A 16541-nucleotide genomic window follows, 5' to 3' on the forward strand; every position below is an offset into this window, starting at 1 on the left:
GAGAATCTCGGAAACGTCAGGGCGCCTTCTCGTCCTGAGATGGTCGGCTCAAGGCCGACCATGACGACCTGATACCGCCGGAGCCTGCCCATGAATCTCATGCCCAAGCTCGCCGCCCGCCGCGAGGCCGGTCGCCCGGTTCGTTGCGCGCTGATCGGCGCTGGCAAGTTCGGCTCGATGTTCCTCGCCCAGGTTCCGCATATCGAGGGGCTCGAGGTCGCAGCGATCGCCGATCTCGATCCGGAGCGGGCGCGCCAGGCCTGTCGCACCGTCGGCTGGGACGAGGCCCGCATCGCCCGCACACGCTTCGTCGATAGCGGCGTCGCGGCAGCCGAAATTGACGGGGTCGAGGTGGTGATCGAGGCGACCGGGCATCCGGCCGCGGGCGCTCGCCACGCGCTCGCCGCGATCACGGCCGGGCACCATATCATCATGGTCAATGTCGAGGCCGATGTGCTGGTCGGCCCCGTGCTGGCGGCGAAGGCGAGGGCGGCGGGCGTGGTCTATTCGATGGCCTATGGCGACCAGCCGGCGCTCGTCGCCGAGATGGTCGACTGGGCCCGCGCGGCGGGCTTCACCGTCGCAGCCGCCGGCAAGGGCACCAAATACCTGCCGGCTTATCACCGCGTCACCCCGGATGAGGTCTGGAGCCATTACGGGTTGACGCCGGAGGCGGCGAAGGCCGCTGGCATGAACCCGCAAATGTTCAACTCCTTCCTCGACGGCACCAAATCGGCGATAGAGATGGCGGCGATTGCCAATGCCTGCGGGCTCGACGTGCCCGCTGATGGCCTTAGCTTTCCGCCCTGCGGCGTCGACGATCTCGCCCATGTGCTGAGGCCGAAGGCGCTCGGCGGCCAACTCGAGCGCGACGGCATGGTCGAGGTCGTCTCCTCGCTGGAGCGCGACGGCCGGCCGGTCTTCCGCGACCTGCGCTGGGGCGTCTATGTCGTGCTCAAGGCGCCGAACCCCTACGCCGCCGCCTGCTTCAAGCAATACGGTTTGCCGACCGATTCCACCGGCCTCTATGCGGCGATGTACAAGCCCTTCCACCTGATCGGGCTCGAACTCTCGATCTCGGTGCTGAACGCGGCATTGCGCGGCGAGGCCACCGGCGCGACCCGCAGCTGGCGCGGCGATGCGGTCGCGACCGCCAAGCGCGACCTCAAGGCCGGCGAGATGCTCGACGGGGAGGGCGGCTACACCGTCTACGGCAGGCTGATGTCGGCCGCCGCCAGCCGCGCGGCGAAGGCGCTGCCGATCGGGCTGGCGCATGGCGTGACATTGAAGCGCGACGTTGCCGCCGGCTCGGTAGTCACCAGCGCCGACGTTGCGCTGGATGAAACCTCGCAGATCGTCTCACTTCGGCGTGAGCTCGAAGCAACCAGCAGCTGAATCGTGCATTCTCTTTGAACGGTCGCCCCGGATCGGCACGGCTGACGCCGCTCGTCCAGAGTGACCCATCATCAGGAGATGTCGATGCGTCCCGTTCTTGCTGCCGCCCTTGCTCTCACCCTTGCGGCAGCGCCCGCCATGGCGCAGTCGCGCTACCCATCCAGCGCCGGCGAACTTCTCGTCGAGACGGTCGCGAGCGGACTGGAGAATCCCTGGGGCCTCGCTTTCCTGCCGGATGGGCGCATGCTGGTGACCGAGCGGCCGGGGCGGCTGCGGCTGGTCGGCAGCGATGGCAAGCTCTCGGCACCGATCTCCGGTGTGCCCAATGTCGTGGCGCGCGGGCAGGGCGGCCTGCTTGATGTCGTGCTCGACCCGAACTTCGCGCAGAACCGCTATCTCTACCTCTCCTTCGCCGAGCCGCGCGCCAACGGCAACGGCACCAGCGTCGCCCGCGCCAAGCTGAGCGCCAATGGTAATGCGCTGGAGGGCCTCAGCGTGATCTTCCGGCAGATGCCGACGATCGCCAGCAACATGCATTTCGGCTCGCGGCTGGTCTTCGACCGGACCGGCGCGCTCTTCGTTACCGTCGGCGACCGCTATAGCCAGCGCGACCAGGCGCAGAACCCGGAGAACCATATCGGCAAGGTCTTGCGCATAAGGTCTGAGGGCGGCGCGGCGGAGGGTAATCCGAAGAAGCCGGGCTGGCAGCCGGAGATCTGGTCGATCGGCCACCGCAACGTCCAGGGCGCGGCGCTCCATCCGCAGACCGGCCAGCTCTGGACGGCCGAGCACGGCGCGCGCGGCGGTGACGAGATCAATACGCCGAAGGCCGGCCTCAACTATGGCTGGCCGGTCATCACCTACGGCATCGACTATTCCGGCGTGAAGATCGGCGAGGGCACGACCAAGCCCGGCATGGAGCAGCCGCAGTTCTACTGGGACCCGTCGATCGCGCCTTCGGGCGCCGCCTTCTACACCGGCGACAAATGGCCGGCCTGGAAGAACTCGCTGTTCGTCGGCGCGCTTGCCGGCCAGCTGCTGTCGCGGCTTTCGACCGATGGCGAGAAGGTCACCGGCGAGGAGCGCCTGCTGAGCAATCTCGGCGATCGCATCCGCGATGTCAGGCAGGGGCCGGACGGCTATCTTTACCTGCTCACCGACGCTTCCAACGGCAAGGTGCTGCGGGTCAGGCCGGCGCGCTGAAGCTCACGGCCCGCAATCCCATTCGCGCTCGACGACGAAGACCTTACGGGTCGAAAGCTGCCCGCGCGTGTCGTAGAGGTCGCCGACATAGTACTCGGTGCCGGAGGCGTCGCGCACGCTGCGGTCGACCTGCAGCGACCAGCCATAGCCGACCTGGTTTCCGCCCTTCCAGTCGCGATGGAGATTGCCCGGCGAGGCCGAGGCGAGGATGCGGGCGCGCTCGTCGCTCGGCGAGCAGGTCGGTCCGGCAAGGGCTGCGCTCGAGAGGGTGGCAAGGCAAAGGGCGAGCGTCATCGGCTTTAGCAAGGCAGTGTCCTCAGGCTGGCTAGAATCAGGTGATCTCGGCGAGCCGCGTATCGAGCGACAGAACGAGGCACCAATGTGGCTCGAAGTCGGCTCCGAGCGGCCAGATCTGCTCTGCGAAGATCGTCAGCATGGCCGCCTGGTAGCGCTCGAACCAGTCGCGCTGGCAAAGCACGAACTTGGTCGCGCCGACAATCGTCTCGCGGTCGATGATGCACAGGGGAACGATGCCCGGATTGGCCGAGAGATAGTCCTGCACTGCGACCATCAGCGTCGGGTAGCCGGGGTGCAGCATGTCGTCGAGCACGATCAGCCCGCCCTCGGCGAGGCAGGCGGTGGCGAGCGTCAGGTCCTTGGCAAGGGCTGCGCGCGAATGCTCGCCGTCGATATGGATGAAGCGCAGCGTCTCGCCGCCGGCATGGCCGATCAGCTCGGCCGGCGTCATCGCGCCGGCATCTGCCTTGATGGTGACGCGGCGCTCGGGCGCAATGCCATGCTTCAGGCAGTTCGCTTCGAACCGGTCCTTCACCTGCGGGTTCGGCCACTCGAAGATGTCAATGCCGAGGGCGATCTCGCCGGGTTCGAGCGCATGCGCCAGGGCGATGAAGAAGCGGCCCTCGAAGGCGCCGATCTCGGCGATCGGCCCGGCGACGCCTTCCTCCGTCTGCAGCCGCAGGAGACGCGCGCAGACCGCGGCCGCAAAGCGCGAGGACATGCCGACGACGCGCTCATAGCCATCGGCGAGATAGGATTCGACGGCGGGATGGCCGGAATGCGGGATCGGAGCCATCGCTCAGGCCTTGGCGTTGAAGATGAAGAAGGCGCCGGCCGCGATCAGCGCGAAGCCAATGGCGTGGTTCCAGGTGAGCTGCTCCTTGAGCCAGAACACCGAGAAGCCGGCGAAGACGCAGAGCGTCACGATTTCCTGGATCGTCTTCAACTCGGCTGCCGAATAGACGCCGTGGCCGATCCGGTTTGCCGGCACGGCGAGCATGTATTCCGGCAGGGCGATCATCCAGCTCGCCAGGATCGCCAGCCAGATCGCCGTGCTCTTGTAGGAGAGGTGGCCATACCAGGCGAAGGTCATGAAGACGTTCGAGCCGATCAGCATGCCGATAGGCAAGAGATGGGCGGTGCTGAGAGCTGGCATGGCAGGGTCCGGGAATTGGGCAGGATTGGCGGGATGAACGACTCAGCCGTAGCGAAGTTTCATCGTCAGGATGATCAGTACCAGCGCGAGCGTCACCGTATTGGCGCCGATCAGTGGCCAGGAGGCGATCAGCACGCCATAGATCAGCCCGAGCACGATGCCAGTGGCGAACAGCGCCTGCGTCCACAGCGAGATGCCGCTGGTGTCGCGGGTGCGAATCGTCTGCCAGGCCTGCGGCAGCCAGCAGAAGGTGGTCAGCAGGGCGGCACAGAAGCCGAGCGCTTCGATGGCGGCGGTGGACATAGAGGCCTGTCGGCGATTCGCGCGGGGAACGAGAGGTCGAGCAGACATAGCCGGTTTCGGCGTTTCGCGCTCGGCAGGCGTCGCATGGTTAACCTCCGTTAACCGCAGCGGCCGGCGCGCTTTCCGTTCGACCGGGCCGGTCGAACGAGAAGAATTCGCGCCAACTCAATATGTTGGGCATGTTCTGATCGCAAAAGTGGTGCCCACTTTTGCGGAACATGCCCTAGATTCGCGCCAATCCTGCGATTCGGTGGACCCATGCGCGCATTGATCCTGGCCTTGCCTCTCGTCCTCGTCGCCGCGACCGCGGCCCGGGCCGATTTCGACTCCTGTGTCGCCGGCCTGCGTTCGGCCGCGGCGGCCAAGGGCGTTTCCGGCGCCACCTTCGATCGCGCCATGGAAGGCGTCACGCCCGACATGAAGGTGATCGAAGCGATGAACAACCAGCCGGAGTTCAAGACGCCCATCTGGGATTATCTCGGCACACTGGTCGACGATGAGAAGGTCGCGGAAGGGCGCTCGATGCTGCGCCAGCACGCCTCGACGCTCGCAGCCGCCGAACAGCGCTTCGGCGTCGACCGCCATACCATCGCGGCGGTCTGGGGCGTGGAAAGCGACTTCGGCAAGGCGCGGGGCAAGATGCCGCTGGTCCAGGCGCTCTCGACCGGCGCCTGCCTGGCGCCGCGCCGCAACGCCTTCTTCAAGGGCGAGTTGATCGCCACCCTGCAGATCATCCAGCGCGGCGATGTCCGCCCCGAGCGGCTGTTCGGCTCCTGGGCCGGCGCCTTCGGCCACACCCAGTTCATCCCCTCGACTTATCTCAGGCTCGCCGTTGACGGCGATGGCGACGGCCGGCGCGACCTCGTCGATTCGATCCCCGACGCGCTGCATTCGACCGCGAATTTCATGGACAAGGCCGGCTGGGTCACCGGCGCGACCTGGGGCTATGAGGTCCGCGTTCCCGGTGGCTATTCCGGCCCGACCGGGCGCAATCCCAAGCAGCCGGTCTCGTCCTGGGCGGCGCGCGGCATCGTCAAGTTCGACGGCTCGGCGCTCTCCGGCTCCGGCAATGCCGGCTTGCTGATGCCGGCCGGCCGCAACGGCCCGGCGTTCCTCGTCTTCAAGAATTACGACGCCGCCTACAGCTACAACGGTGCGGATTCCTATGCGCTGGCGATCTCGCTCCTCTCCGACCGCCTGCGCGGCCGGCCGGGTGTGCAGGGCGAGTGGCCGACCGACGATCTGCCGCTGTCGCGCGAGCAGCGCCGCGAACTGCAGCGCCTGCTGACCCAGCGCGGCTACAATGTCGGCGAGCCGGACGGCGCTGTCGGCGCGCTGACGCGGGCGGCTATCAAGGAGATCGAAGCCAAGATCGGCATTCCGCAGACCGGCCGCCCGGGCGAGAAGGTGCTGCGCGCGCTGAAGGGCGGGCGAGTCTAAGAGCCTATTCACGGGTGAAGCGGCTGCCCACAAACGTCGGGGGCCGTAAGGGCCCGGGAGCCGGGTTGCCCAAGATGTGTCGGCTCGATAAGCCGTGACGGCCCACATGCCCGCTGCGCAGAGGTTTGGCCGAACGATGGGATCAACCAACGAAGACCGTCAGCGACGTCTCGTCATGATTGTTGAGGAGCGCAATCGAGCCAGCGTCAATCAGTTGTCCGCCGAGCTGGGCGTCTCCAAGGAGACCGTCAGGCGGGATTTGGCATGGCTCGATCGGAAGGGCCTTATCCAGAAGACTCATGGCGGAGCCGCATCGGCGCATTCGGCCGCCGAGACCTCATTCCTGAAGCGGAGCGAACGGCAGCTACGGGAGAAGCAAGTCATTGCGCGCTTGGTGAACGACCTGCTCTCACCTGGCGAGACACTCATGATGAATGCTGGCACCACGGTCTACGCGGTTGCGAACGCCATTTCCGCGCGGAACGACTTGACCGTCGTGACCAATTCTCTCGACGTCGGCTCACGGCTACTGCACGCTCGCGGTGGCAACAGCATCGTGCTACTCGGCGGAAGTTTGGGTCAGGACTCGCAGACCTTCGGGGAAATGACGCTCGCCGAGATCAGAGGGTTTCGCGTCGATCATGCGATCCTGACCGTGGGGGCGATCGACGGCGAGTCCATCTTCGTCGATTTCTCGCCGGAAGTCGCCTCAGTCGTTCGTGCGATGATGGGGCAGGCGAAACTCACGACCATTGTCGCCGATTCATCCAAGTTCGGCAGAACCGCTTTGGTCGAGGTCTGCAAGCTCTCCGCGGTTCACCGTGTGGTCACGGACACCATGCCGGATTCGGCCATCTCGGCCGCCTTGAGGCGCAAGAACGTCGAGCTGATCTGCCCGGCCTAGAGCATCGGACCGAAAAGTGGAATCCACTTTTCGGACGAATCCGGTGCGTCATCCAAGAGATAGACCGCCACTTTGCGTCCGATAGGACGCACGGCGATCTAGTCCCCTTGCGATACGGCGGAACGGATGGCACGGCCCAGATATGTGACCTCCTCCCGCACAACTGCGCTCTGTTCGATCGCGCGAATGAAGCCGTGGATCGAGCCTGGGACGCAGCGCAGCTCGGTCGGCGTGCCGGCGGCCGCAAGCGCTTCCGCGTAACGATTGCCCTCGTCCCGCAGGGGATCATGCTCGGCCGTGATCACGAGCGCCGGCGCCAAACCCGAAAGATTCCTGGAAATGGTGGGGCGGGCATAGGGATCGGCGAGGCTCAGATCTCCGGCGAGGTAGTCCTTCCAGAAACCCATCATCTGGGTCCGGCCGAGGAATGGATCGTGGACATTGCCGAGATAGCAGGGCGTCTCGAAATCCGTGTCGAGGCATGGGAAGATCAGATATTGAAGCTGGATCGGCGGCCCAGACGCGTCGCGGGCCTTGATCGCGCAGGCTGCGGCGAGATTGCCGCCCGCGCTGTCGCCTCCGACGACGATCCGACCAGGGTCGACGTCGAAGATCGCTCCGTTCTCGGCCAGCCATTGCACGGCGAAATAAGCGTCCTCGAAAGCCGCTGGATAGGGGTTTTCGGGCGCGAGCCGATAATTGACGCTGAATACCTGCACACCGGCAGCCTGCGCGATCGAAATGCCGTAAACGTCGTGCGTGAAGATGCTGCCTGATACGAAACCGCCGCCATGGAAGAAGACGGCGGCGGCGCCCGGCACATGGTTCTCGGGACGATAGATCCTCAGTCCGATTTGCCGACCTGGCGCATCGATGAAGCGGTTCCTGATCTGCATGCCTTCGGGGCAGGCCGGCGCCATGGCTTCCGCGAGGCGCTCTCGAAGCTCTCTATGGCCAGCCGCATTTGTCGGCTTCGCAAGACCTCGGGCTGTTTGCAAGGCTTGATCGACGTAAGCCTGGATGCCTGGTTCGAACATGAATCGCGGTCCGATCGTGGGAGGGGGCACGGGTTGAGGTCAGGGCTTCGGGTCGCGTTTCCCTGCGAACCGGCTCTGCCATTCCTTGAGAATCCGGTCCCGTTCGGACGCGATCCAGTAGTGATCGTTATCGGTGATCAACGTCGATGGATCGACAGCCTGGTTGCTGCTCTGCCGGCGCTGCTCGGGGCGTGCGATCACCTCCCAGAACTCGGAATAGACCTTGTTGGCAGCCGGGCTGACGGCCCAGTCGGCAAATTTTTTCGCGGCGTCCTGCTTCTTCGAGGATTTCAGGATCGCGACAGTGGACAGCGCCCAGCCGACGCCCTCTTCCGGGAAGATCACGTCGATCGGCGCCCCGCGGCCTTTGTCGAGCACTCCTTCGGACGAATATGAGATGCCCGCGACGAACTCGCCGCTGGAGGCCGAGTTGCACGGCTTGTTCCCCGAGTGGGTATAGATCGCGATGTTGGTGTGGAGCTTCTCCATGAAATCCCAGCCAGGCCCCTCGCCGAACTTCTGTAGCCAGCCGGAAACCGAGATGAAGCCTGTGCCCGACGATGCCGGATCGGGCATGGTGACCTGCCCCTTGAAGCGAGGATCGAGCAGGTCGGACCACTTCTTCGGAGTCGGTATCCCGCGCTTCTGTGCTTCCTTCGTGTTGAAGCAGATGGCGGCCATATAGGCGAAGATGCCCGACCATAGCGGCGGGTCGTTCTTATCCTTGAATTTCCGATCGATCTCGTCGTAGCCGGCGGGCTTGTAGGGTAAAAGCAGGTCTGCGGATCCGGCCTGGATGATGTTCTCGCTCGCCAGGGAAAAGACGACGTCAGCCTGTGAGCGCGGCCCCTCGGAGAGAAGCCGCGCGGCGATCACGCCCGACGAATCTCGCATCCATTTGAGGCTGATGTCGGGATGCGACTGTCTGAAGCTCTGCGTGTAGGGCGCAAGCTGCGTGGGCAGCAGGGTCGTGTAGACCGTGATCTCTTCGGCAGCAGCAGGCTTCGCAAGAAGGGCGAGAAGAGTTCCGGCCAGGAGCGAGCGAAGAACTCTTGGGCGAGCAGTTGGGCAAGCGCGGCGCAAAGGGGACATCGCGGTTCCAATCAGTTAGGGCCGAGGTACTGTATGACCGATTAATGCCCGAATCAAGACCGAATATGACCGATATTGTTTCAAAGTGTCAGCTACCAGCTGCCACTTCCGAGTTCGGCATCCGGGCCGCGGGACGAATCCCTTCTCCTCCAGCCGTTTATGGAAACCGCTGCGAAGGTTGGCCGGAGCCACGACATCGAGAACCTTTCCGTCTCCGACGGTAGCCGGTTCACCACCGGCGGCGCCGAGAACCCGACGCTGACCATCGTCGCGCTGGCGCTGCGCCAGGCCGATTACATCGAGAAGCAGATGGCGCAGAAGACCGTTTGAGCCTCGGGGCCCTGTCCTGACTGCGATGCCCGGCTCTCCTCGGCCAGGCATCGTCATGTCTGCAGCGTAGAATAGGCTACCCGCCCGGGCGCTTGCGCGTCGCGTCCCGCCCCCTTAATCAGCCGGCGACGCATTTCGTGACGCGAGGCTGACCTCATGGCGAACCACAAGCTCCTGCTGCTCCCCGGCGACGGCATCGGCCCCGAGGTGATGGGGCAGGTCGAGAAGATCGTCTCCTGGTTCGAGAGGCAGGGCCTCGGCTCGTTCTCGCTCGAGCGCGGCCTTGTCGGCGGCATCGCCTACGACACGCACAAGGCGGCGATCTCGGAAGGCGACATGAAGCTCGCCCAGGACGCCGATGCCGTGCTCTTCGGCGCGGTCGGCGGCCCGAAATGGGCGGATGTGCCCTATCAGCACCGCCCCGAGGCCGGCCTGCTGCGCCTGCGCAAGGATCTCGGCCTGTTCGCCAATCTGCGTCCGGCGATCTGCTATCCGGCGCTGGCTTCGGCCTCGTCGCTGAAGCCCGAGGTGGTCGAGGGTCTCGACATCCTGATCGTGCGCGAGCTCACCGGCGGCGTCTATTTCGGCGAGCCGAAGGAGATCGTCACGCTGGAGGACGGCTCCAAGCGCGGCGTCGATACCCAGCTCTATACAACCGGCGAGATCGAGCGCATCTGCGCCGTCGCCTTCGAGCTGGCGCGCACACGCCGCAACAAGGTCTCCTCGGCCGAGAAGCACAACGTCATGAAGACCGGCGTGCTCTGGAAGCAGACGGTCACGGCCCAGCACGCCAGGGACTACAAGGACGTCGAGCTCGAGCACGTCCTCGCCGACAACTGCGCCATGCAGCTGGTGCGCTGGCCGAAGCAATACGACGTCATCGTCTGCGACAACCTGTTCGGCGACATCCTCTCCGACGTCGCCGCGATGCTGACCGGCTCGCTCGGCATGCTGCCTTCCGCCTCGCTCGGCGCCGAGGACAAGGCGACCGGCAAGCGCAAGGCGCTCTATGAGCCCGTGCACGGTTCTGCCCCCGACATCGCCGGCAAGGGCCTGGCGAACCCGATCGCGATGATCGGCTCCTTCGCGATGGCGCTGCGCTATTCCTTCGGCGCCGGCGAGGCGGCCGACCGGCTCGAAGGCGCGATCGCCGACGTGCTCGGCGCCGGCACCCGGACCAAGGACATCGCGGCGCCCGGCGCCAACGCCGTCTCGACCACCGAGATGGGCGACGCCATCGTCAAGGCGCTCGAAGCGCGGGGTTGAGGCGCGCCTCGCTCTGACTACCATTCCGGGTGCGCCTAAGGTGTAAACCCGGAATGGTTGACGTTACGAACGGCAGCGGCGATCCTTCACGGACTTCCTGCTGCGGTGTGTGATGTGGCCGTTTCCGACTAAGATCGTCGATGATGACACCGTGAGGTGGCAGCTCGGCGTATTCGAATGGTTCATCCGGAATCTCTCCGGTGACGTGCCGCTCTCGGATGTGCCGAGCCTCGTGCCGGGCAGGGGACACTTCATCGCCGACCAGGAGCGTGGCCATAAGCTGGGGCTGCGCATCTTCGAGCAGGCCCGGCACTATGTTCGCCTCGGCGATGACGTCACGGTCACTCTGGTCGCTCAGCCGCCGCGTCGCGAATCGATCGTGAGCGAGCGCATCGCGCTCCAGCATGAGAAGCCCGAACCTCTTGGAACCTGCCGCGCGCTGGGGCCGGGCCAGTTCGAGATCAGCTATGATCCTGAACTGCTCAAGGATCATGAGAACCTGATCTCGACCTTCGCACATGAGCTTTCTCATGTGCTCGTGCCTCCGGGGAGCGATCTGCCTGTCGCCGAGGACGAGTATGAGTTCCTGATCGACTTGTGTGTCGCCTTCCTCGGCTTCGGGGTCTTCCTGTCGAACACTTGCGCGCAGCGCCTGACGGACGGGGCATGGAGCTGGTGGCGCGGTGGCGGCTATCTGCCTGTGAACGACCGCATCATGGCGACGGCCTTGTTCGTCGCGCTGAAGGAAAGCGAGGCGGATCGTGCTCTGGTTCTGGAATTCCTGAGACCCGAGCTCCGCGGCACGTTCAAGAAGGGGTTGCGGCAACTCCGCCGCTTCGAGGCCGAGCTGGCACGGTTGCGAGCGCTTGCGAGCGAGGTGATCGAGGTCGCGAAAGCTCAGCCTCGGCCCGCGCTGCCGAGTCTGCCATGGTCGATGGGCACGAAGCTCGCGTTTCAAGCGCCGTGCATCCAGCCTCTGTCCTCGGCCATTGCCGCGCCGGGCACCAACGCCGTCTCGACCACCGAGATGGGCGACGCCATCGTCAAGGCGCTCGAAGCGCGCGGCTGAGGCCGCAGCGCCACCGGCACAGGAAGCGGGTGGCGCTTTCCCTGTGACACAGGCTTCCTCGGAGCCATCAGCGGTCGCTCCGACCGCGCTGACTCCGAGGTTCCTGATGAATGCAAATGCCGGCGGTCCGTCCGCCATGGAGCTGCTCGAACGCATGTTCGCTGTCGAACTGCGCTTCCTGCAGCAGGAGGAGGCCGATCTCGGTCTGCTCGCCACCGCCTTCCATCCCGATGTCGTGGTGCATGAGCCGGCCTCGCTGCCCTATTCCGGCGACTGGCGCGGGCTCGACGGGATCGGGCGTTTGTTTAAGACGATGCGCGCGACCTGGAGCGATTTCGCCGTCGATGGCCTGCAGGCCGCGAAGACAGGCGATACCGTCTTCATGGCCTGCAGCCTGCGTCTCACGGCCCGGGGTAGCGGCAAGACGATCACGCAGCCCTTCGCGGAGGTGCTGCGCTTCGAGGGCGGGCGCCTGATCGAGGGAACGCCATTCTACTATGACACTGCGGCGATCGCTGCGGCGCTGGCCTGATCCTTTAGCCAGGCCGGTCAGCTCGCCCGGCCACCATATTGCGCCTCGTGCAGGCGCCGATAGATGCCGTGCCGCTGCACCAGCTCCTGATGCCTTCCCTGTTCGGCGACGCCGCTCTCGTCGATGACGATGATGCGGTCGGCGTCCTGGATCGTCGCGAGGCGGTGCGCGATCACCAGCGTGGTCCGGCCCTTCGACAATTCGGCGAGCGAGGCCTGGATGGCGCGTTCGGTCTCGGTGTCGAGCGCCGAGGTCGCCTCGTCGAGGATCAGGATCGGCGGGTTCTTCAGGAACATCCGGGCGATGGCAAGGCGCTGCTTCTGCCCGCCCGAGAGCTTGACGCCGCGCTCGCCGATCACCGTGTCGAGGCCATCGGGCAGCCGCGCGATCATCTCGTCGAGCCGGGCACGCCGGGCAGCCTCGACGATCTCGTCTTCGCTCGCCGTCAGCTTGCCATAGGCGATGTTCTCGCGGAGCGTTCCGGCGAAGAGGAAGACGTCCTGCTGGACGATGCCGATCTGGCCGCGCAGCGAGGCCAGCGTCATCTGGCGGATGTCGATGCCGTCGATGGTGATGCGCCCGCCTTCGACATCGTAGAAGCGCGGCAGCAGCGAGCAGATCGTCGTCTTGCCGGCGCCTGACGGGCCGACGAAAGCGATGGTCTCGCCGGCGCGGATCGTAAGATCGATCCCCTTCAGGATCGTGCGGTCCGGCGTATAGCCGAAGCTGACAGCCTGATAGGCGATGTCGCCCTTTAGGTCGGAGACCGCGACGGCGTCGGGCAGGTCGGCGATGTCGGGGCGGGTATCGAGGAAATCGGTGTAGCGCCGGAAGCCGGCGATCCCCTTCGGGTAGGTCTCGATCACCGAGTTGATCTTCTCGATCGGCCGGAAGAACACCGTGACCAAGAGCAGGAAGCCGACGAATCCGCCGGCGCTGAGATCGTCGACCAGCACGTAATAGGCGCCGGCGATCATCACCGCCATCTGGGTCAGGCGCATGCCGAAATAGGAGAGCGAGGTCGAGGCCGCCATCAGACGGTAGGCGTCGAGCTTGGTGCGGCGGTAGCGCTGGTTGTCGACCGCGAACAGGCTGCGCTCGTGCTCCTCGTTGGCGAAGGCCTGGACGACGCGGATGCCCCCGACATTCTCTTCGATGCGGGCATTGAACGAGCCGACGCTGCCGAAGAGCTTCTGCCAGTTCGCCGTCATCCGGCTGCCATAGCGGCTGGTCAGCCAGGCGATCAGCGGCACGATCGTCGCGGTGATCAGGGCGAGCTGCGGATGCACGCTCAGCATCAGCGCGAAGGCGCCGATGAAGGTCATCACCGCGATGAACAGATCCTCCGGCCCATGATGGGCGACCTCGCCGATCTCTTCGAGATCCTTGGTCAGGCGCCCGACGAGATGGCCGGTCTTCTGGTTGTCGAACCAGCCGAAAGAGAGCTTCTGCAGGTGGTCGAACGCCTTGCGGCGCATCTCAGTCTCGATGTTGATGCCGAGCATGTGGCCCCAATAGGTCACCACCACCATCAGCCCGGCATTGACCAGATAGATCGTCAGCAGGCCGAGCGAAGCCAGGACGATCAGGCTCCAGTTCCCGCTCGGCAGGAGCTGGTCGACGAAGAGCTTCACCGCGATCGGGAAGCCGAGCTCGAGCAGCCCCGATATCACGGCGCAGCCGAAGTCGAGGAGGAACAGCCCGCGATGGGGACGGTAATAGGCGAAGAAGCGCTTGAGCATGGCGGGCGGGGCTTTAGCATGGGGTGGCGCGCGGAGCCATGAGCAGGAGGCGGGGCAGGGGCGGCGTCAGCGGCAGCGGCAGACTTGCCCCGGCTTTGCACGCCGATCGACAATCACGTATCGTTGCTTCCGCCGCAGCGAAGATGGGGCAGGCGTCCATCCTTCGGCTTTTCCGTGACGTGTATGTTTCCCTGGGCGCACCGTATCATCGTGACGTTGCGCCGGCGCTGAACTGGTTGTTGCCATGCGGACTTCGGTTGACTCCGTCGCGCGGTTCATTGGACGAATTTACGATGTCGCCTATCAGCGGGAAGCTTTGGCGCCCGTCATGGTTGATCTGGCGCGATTGTTCAGCGGCTCGCGTGCTTGCCTGGTCCGCCAGGGCGACGATATGGCGAGCTATCGGACTGCCGCTTCGGCCGACGATTTCGATGATTTCATCGGTCTTGGCTTCGATACCATCAAGAACGAGCGCCTGTTCGGCGCGATGCAGATGCTTCCCGTGGGGGGTATCGCGTCGCGTTCGGACTTGGTCGATGAGCCGACCTTTCGCCGTGGCGCGGTGTGGGAGCGGCTTTTCCGTCCGCGCGACATGGATGTCGGCCTGGCCTGCAAGCTGCGCGCGTCGGGCAGGACGAGCTGGTTCGTCGACCTGCATCGCAGCGCAAAGCAGGGGCCGCTGTCAAATGACGAGCTGCGGTTGTTCCGGGAAATCCTGCCTCACTTCGAACGCGCGACCCGCATCAGCGCGGAATTCGACGATATCGCCGGGCTAGCGAAAGGCGCATCACATCTTTCGGGCGGCGCGCTGCTGGTCGACGCGAACGGTCATGTCCAGCGCGCGAACGCGGAGGCGGCTGCCTTCCTGGAGCGCGCCGATGCGCTACTGCAGGTGAGAAACCATGAAATCGCCTGCGCCAGCCCGCAGGACACCCAAAGGCTCAGGCAGCTCGTGGTCGCTTGCTGTCGACCGGCGGCGCAAGCCGTGTCGGGCGCTGGCGGCTCGCTTCTGCTGTCGCCCCGAAGCGACCGGCAGTCGGAGCCGCTGTTTCTCTCGGTCTTGCCCTATCTCGGCACCCGCCCATTCGATCTCGGCCCGGCGCCGCGGGCCGTCATTCTCATTCACGAGGCCTTGCCGTCCCGCTCGGAGGACTTCGAGAGGCAGCTTCGCGCCATATTCGGTCTGACCGTGGCGGAGACGAAAATCGCTGCGAGCCTGGCGGCGGGGCTCACAGTGAAACAGGCGGCGGAGGCCAGCGCGATCCGCATCAACACGGCCCGCTGGTATCTCGACGAGATCTTCCGCAAGACCAGAACGAACCGGCAAGGGCAGCTCGTCGCGCTCCTGGTGAAATTGCGGATGCTACGTCTGGGATAGTAATTTCGCTGCGAATGTCGTGCGCGAGCGACTGCGACGTCGCCCTCCAAATTGCCTGCGCTCCCCCTGAGTTTGCAGGGTGTCCAACCTGCTGGTCTTCGGGAATCCTTCAATCTGGCCGGCGTGGCCGAGGCGGGGATGGCTCTATGATCTGTCTTGCAGGCGCGCGCAGCTCACCAGTCCTAGGGTCGCGAGGCCGGTCATGCGATGCGGGGTTCGGCGGTTCGGCTCTTGCCTGCGGATGGCGTGCGACTGTATCGGCCGGAGCTCTGCCGACGGCGGTGAGGCCATGGCTTGCTCCAGGCGTCACGTTCGCACCTGCGCAAGGTTTTCGCTGCGACGATCCGCGAACGCTCGTGCGACCACGCTCCAAGGACAGGGCCGAGATGCGGTTCCCGACGGGTGGCCAATTCGGCTGGCATTCACCTCGTGAGCCTCAACTGGAAGAAGTTATGACGGTCTATGTGTTCGTCTGGTTCCCTGCAGATTAGCTTCGGAAATTCATGAAAATTTGGATTGGAGTGACCGATGCAAAAACGCCCCAAAGGTCTGATAGCTCAAGGTTATATGCACAACCCGGACGGAACGATGTCTCTCGGAGCTCTTGCTGGTTCGGTCAATGTACTTGGTCTTCAGATGGATGAATTGGCCGACGATATCAACGCCACGCGAAGCGAACTGTCCGCTGTAAAAGCCGTTCTCCGAGCCATTCGCGCTGATCTTGAAGCTACAAGCAGTTCTCCGAGCGCGGGTCGCGTCCCTACTCCGGCGGCGCTAGCGCTAGCGCCCAAGACGTCTGTCAAACCGGCAACGGCATCAGTGCTGAGGCAGGCGACGCCATCAACCGTCGGGTCGCTTCTCCGGAAAAAATGACGCCAGAGTTTGTCACGCCCTCATTCTTCCTGAAATAGAGAGATTTCCATGCACGCTTATGATTTCACGCCGCTCGCGTCGAAGGGATACATGCGCGATAGTAGAGGCCCGACCACAGCTGCTTTCGCCGGACCGTTGAACGCGCTCCGCTTTCAGATGAATGAACTCGCAGCGGACATGAACGCCATTCGCAACGAGCTTCGCGTGATCAAAGAATTAGCCGACGCGATCAAGACAAAAACCGCGCAGCGCACCACCATGGTTCGTCGCTAACGCTCGTTGACAAAGGGTACCGATTTCGACGCTTGACGCTCATCTGGCTCACAGGAGGCCAGATCATGGGCGCGTATTCACGCTGGATGGAATCCGGCATGTCGTCGGAGAGTTCGGAATGCCTGCTGATCGCTGACGAAACTGCGCCTGCTGCGGCTGACATGACAATTTAGTTGCAGGTTTCACGCGTTGCGCAATTGCAACGTCGCTCTCCGAACCGCCTGCGCTCCCTGAATTTGCAGGGTGTCTGA

General features: G+C 64.6%; 16 protein-coding genes and 1 pseudogene. 10 read left to right on the forward strand and 7 right to left on the reverse strand.

The features are described from left to right. The first annotated feature begins 90 nt into the window (after positions 1-90). Both QO058_RS24030 and QO058_RS24035 read left to right on the forward strand, forming a co-directional pair. Positions 91-1395: an NAD(P)H-dependent oxidoreductase gene (locus QO058_RS24030; protein ID WP_284168732.1), complete on the forward strand. Its 1305-nt coding sequence runs from the start codon at positions 91-93 to the stop codon at positions 1393-1395. A gap of 84 nt (positions 1396-1479) precedes the next feature. Beyond that, the gene (locus tag QO058_RS24035) at positions 1480-2598 is read left to right on the forward strand and encodes a PQQ-dependent sugar dehydrogenase (RefSeq protein WP_284168733.1); all 1119 of its coding nucleotides are present in this window, start codon (positions 1480-1482) and stop codon (positions 2596-2598) included. Positions 2599-2601: 3 nt separating this feature from the next. Here QO058_RS24035 and QO058_RS24040 read toward each other — a convergent pair whose 3' ends face one another. From QO058_RS24040 to QO058_RS24055, 4 genes are read right to left on the reverse strand one after another with little or no spacing between them, the layout of a single operon-like run. After that, the gene (locus QO058_RS24040; RefSeq protein ID WP_284168734.1) at positions 2602-2892 is read right to left on the reverse strand and encodes a hypothetical protein; all 291 of its coding nucleotides are present in this window, start codon (positions 2890-2892) and stop codon (positions 2602-2604) included. A gap of 37 nt (positions 2893-2929) precedes the next feature. Then, entirely contained in the window at positions 2930-3691 is a 762-nt protein-coding gene (locus QO058_RS24045; protein ID WP_284168735.1) for a class I SAM-dependent methyltransferase, read from the reverse strand. A 3-nt stretch (positions 3692-3694) separates the two neighbouring features. Continuing rightward, a complete protein-coding gene (locus QO058_RS24050) occupies positions 3695-4051 on the reverse strand; it encodes a DMT family protein (RefSeq protein WP_284168736.1) in 357 nt (118 codons plus the stop codon). A gap of 42 nt (positions 4052-4093) precedes the next feature. After that, positions 4094-4354, reverse strand: coding sequence for a SemiSWEET family sugar transporter (locus QO058_RS24055; RefSeq protein ID WP_284168737.1), 261 nt, complete (start codon positions 4352-4354; stop codon positions 4094-4096). 258 nt (positions 4355-4612) lie between these two features. On the opposite strand from QO058_RS24055, the gene QO058_RS24060 reads away from it, so the two are divergent. Further along, positions 4613-5794 (forward strand): lytic murein transglycosylase, encoded by a 1182-nt coding sequence (locus QO058_RS24060; protein ID WP_284168738.1) that lies wholly within the window; start codon positions 4613-4615, stop codon positions 5792-5794. Between the two features lie 106 nt (positions 5795-5900). Then, a complete protein-coding gene (locus QO058_RS24065; protein ID WP_284168739.1) occupies positions 5901-6698 on the forward strand; it encodes a DeoR/GlpR family DNA-binding transcription regulator in 798 nt (265 codons plus the stop codon). Between the two features lie 98 nt (positions 6699-6796). Here the strand turns inward: QO058_RS24065 and QO058_RS24070 are convergent, their stop codons facing one another. Both QO058_RS24070 and QO058_RS24075 read right to left on the reverse strand, forming a co-directional pair. Next, on the reverse strand, positions 6797-7618 hold the full coding sequence (locus QO058_RS24070; protein ID WP_284168740.1) for an alpha/beta hydrolase: 822 nt from the start codon (positions 7616-7618) through the stop codon (positions 6797-6799). 156 nt (positions 7619-7774) lie between these two features. After that, the gene (locus QO058_RS24075) at positions 7775-8827 is read right to left on the reverse strand and encodes an extracellular solute-binding protein (RefSeq protein ID WP_284168741.1); all 1053 of its coding nucleotides are present in this window, start codon (positions 8825-8827) and stop codon (positions 7775-7777) included. 174 nt (positions 8828-9001) lie between these two features. Between QO058_RS24075 and QO058_RS24080 the strand changes: the two are divergent. From QO058_RS24080 to QO058_RS24095, 4 genes and pseudogenes are all read left to right on the forward strand, one after another. Further along, positions 9002-9157: pseudogene (locus QO058_RS24080) on the forward strand (GMC oxidoreductase); the annotation flags it as partial. A gap of 156 nt (positions 9158-9313) precedes the next feature. Further along, complete coding sequence (gene leuB / locus QO058_RS24085) at positions 9314-10423, forward strand: 3-isopropylmalate dehydrogenase (protein WP_284168742.1); 1110 nt, start codon at positions 9314-9316, stop codon at positions 10421-10423. A gap of 151 nt (positions 10424-10574) precedes the next feature. Beyond that, a complete protein-coding gene (locus QO058_RS24090; protein ID WP_284168743.1) occupies positions 10575-11492 on the forward strand; it encodes a hypothetical protein in 918 nt (305 codons plus the stop codon). A gap of 106 nt (positions 11493-11598) precedes the next feature. Next, positions 11599-12024: a nuclear transport factor 2 family protein gene (locus QO058_RS24095; protein WP_284168744.1), complete on the forward strand. Its 426-nt coding sequence runs from the start codon at positions 11599-11601 to the stop codon at positions 12022-12024. 17 nt (positions 12025-12041) lie between these two features. Here QO058_RS24095 and QO058_RS24100 read toward each other — a convergent pair whose 3' ends face one another. Further along, positions 12042-13766: an ABC transporter ATP-binding protein gene (locus QO058_RS24100; protein WP_284168746.1), complete on the reverse strand. Its 1725-nt coding sequence runs from the start codon at positions 13764-13766 to the stop codon at positions 12042-12044. 316 nt (positions 13767-14082) lie between these two features. On the opposite strand from QO058_RS24100, the gene QO058_RS24105 reads away from it, so the two are divergent. After that, on the forward strand, positions 14083-15144 hold the full coding sequence (locus QO058_RS24105) for a helix-turn-helix transcriptional regulator (RefSeq protein ID WP_284168747.1): 1062 nt from the start codon (positions 14083-14085) through the stop codon (positions 15142-15144). Positions 15145-16065: 921 nt separating this feature from the next. Then, positions 16066-16290 (forward strand): hypothetical protein, encoded by a 225-nt coding sequence (locus tag QO058_RS24110; protein ID WP_284168748.1) that lies wholly within the window; start codon positions 16066-16068, stop codon positions 16288-16290. Positions 16291-16541 lie beyond the last annotated feature (251 nt).

Origin of the sequence: Bosea vestrisii (genome assembly GCF_030144325.1) — a bacterium.
GTDB classification, from domain to species: domain Bacteria; phylum Pseudomonadota; class Alphaproteobacteria; order Rhizobiales; family Beijerinckiaceae; genus Allobosea; species Allobosea vestrisii_A.

Coding starts and splice junctions, on each gene's coding strand:
- leuB (WP_284168742.1), top strand. CDS start 9,314: ATGGCGAACCACAAGCTCCTGCTGCTCCCCGGCGACGGCATCGGCCCC.
- QO058_RS24060 (WP_284168738.1), top strand. CDS start 4,613: ATGCGCGCATTGATCCTGGCCTTGCCTCTCGTCCTCGTCGCCGCGACC.
- QO058_RS24035 (WP_284168733.1), top strand. CDS start 1,480: ATGCGTCCCGTTCTTGCTGCCGCCCTTGCTCTCACCCTTGCGGCAGCG.
- QO058_RS24095 (WP_284168744.1), top strand. CDS start 11,599: ATGAATGCAAATGCCGGCGGTCCGTCCGCCATGGAGCTGCTCGAACGC.
- QO058_RS24070 (WP_284168740.1), bottom strand. CDS start 7,618: ATGGCGCCGGCCTGCCCCGAAGGCATGCAGATCAGGAACCGCTTCATC.
- QO058_RS24050 (WP_284168736.1), bottom strand. CDS start 4,051: ATGCCAGCTCTCAGCACCGCCCATCTCTTGCCTATCGGCATGCTGATC.
- QO058_RS24100 (WP_284168746.1), bottom strand. CDS start 13,766: ATGCTCAAGCGCTTCTTCGCCTATTACCGTCCCCATCGCGGGCTGTTC.
- QO058_RS24055 (WP_284168737.1), bottom strand. CDS start 4,354: ATGTCCACCGCCGCCATCGAAGCGCTCGGCTTCTGTGCCGCCCTGCTG.
- QO058_RS24075 (WP_284168741.1), bottom strand. CDS start 8,827: ATGTCCCCTTTGCGCCGCGCTTGCCCAACTGCTCGCCCAAGAGTTCTT.
- QO058_RS24045 (WP_284168735.1), bottom strand. CDS start 3,691: ATGGCTCCGATCCCGCATTCCGGCCATCCCGCCGTCGAATCCTATCTC.
- QO058_RS24110 (WP_284168748.1), top strand. CDS start 16,066: ATGCACGCTTATGATTTCACGCCGCTCGCGTCGAAGGGATACATGCGC.
- QO058_RS24040 (WP_284168734.1), bottom strand. CDS start 2,892: ATGACGCTCGCCCTTTGCCTTGCCACCCTCTCGAGCGCAGCCCTTGCC.
- QO058_RS24030 (WP_284168732.1), top strand. CDS start 91: ATGAATCTCATGCCCAAGCTCGCCGCCCGCCGCGAGGCCGGTCGCCCG.
- QO058_RS24065 (WP_284168739.1), top strand. CDS start 5,901: ATGCCCGCTGCGCAGAGGTTTGGCCGAACGATGGGATCAACCAACGAA.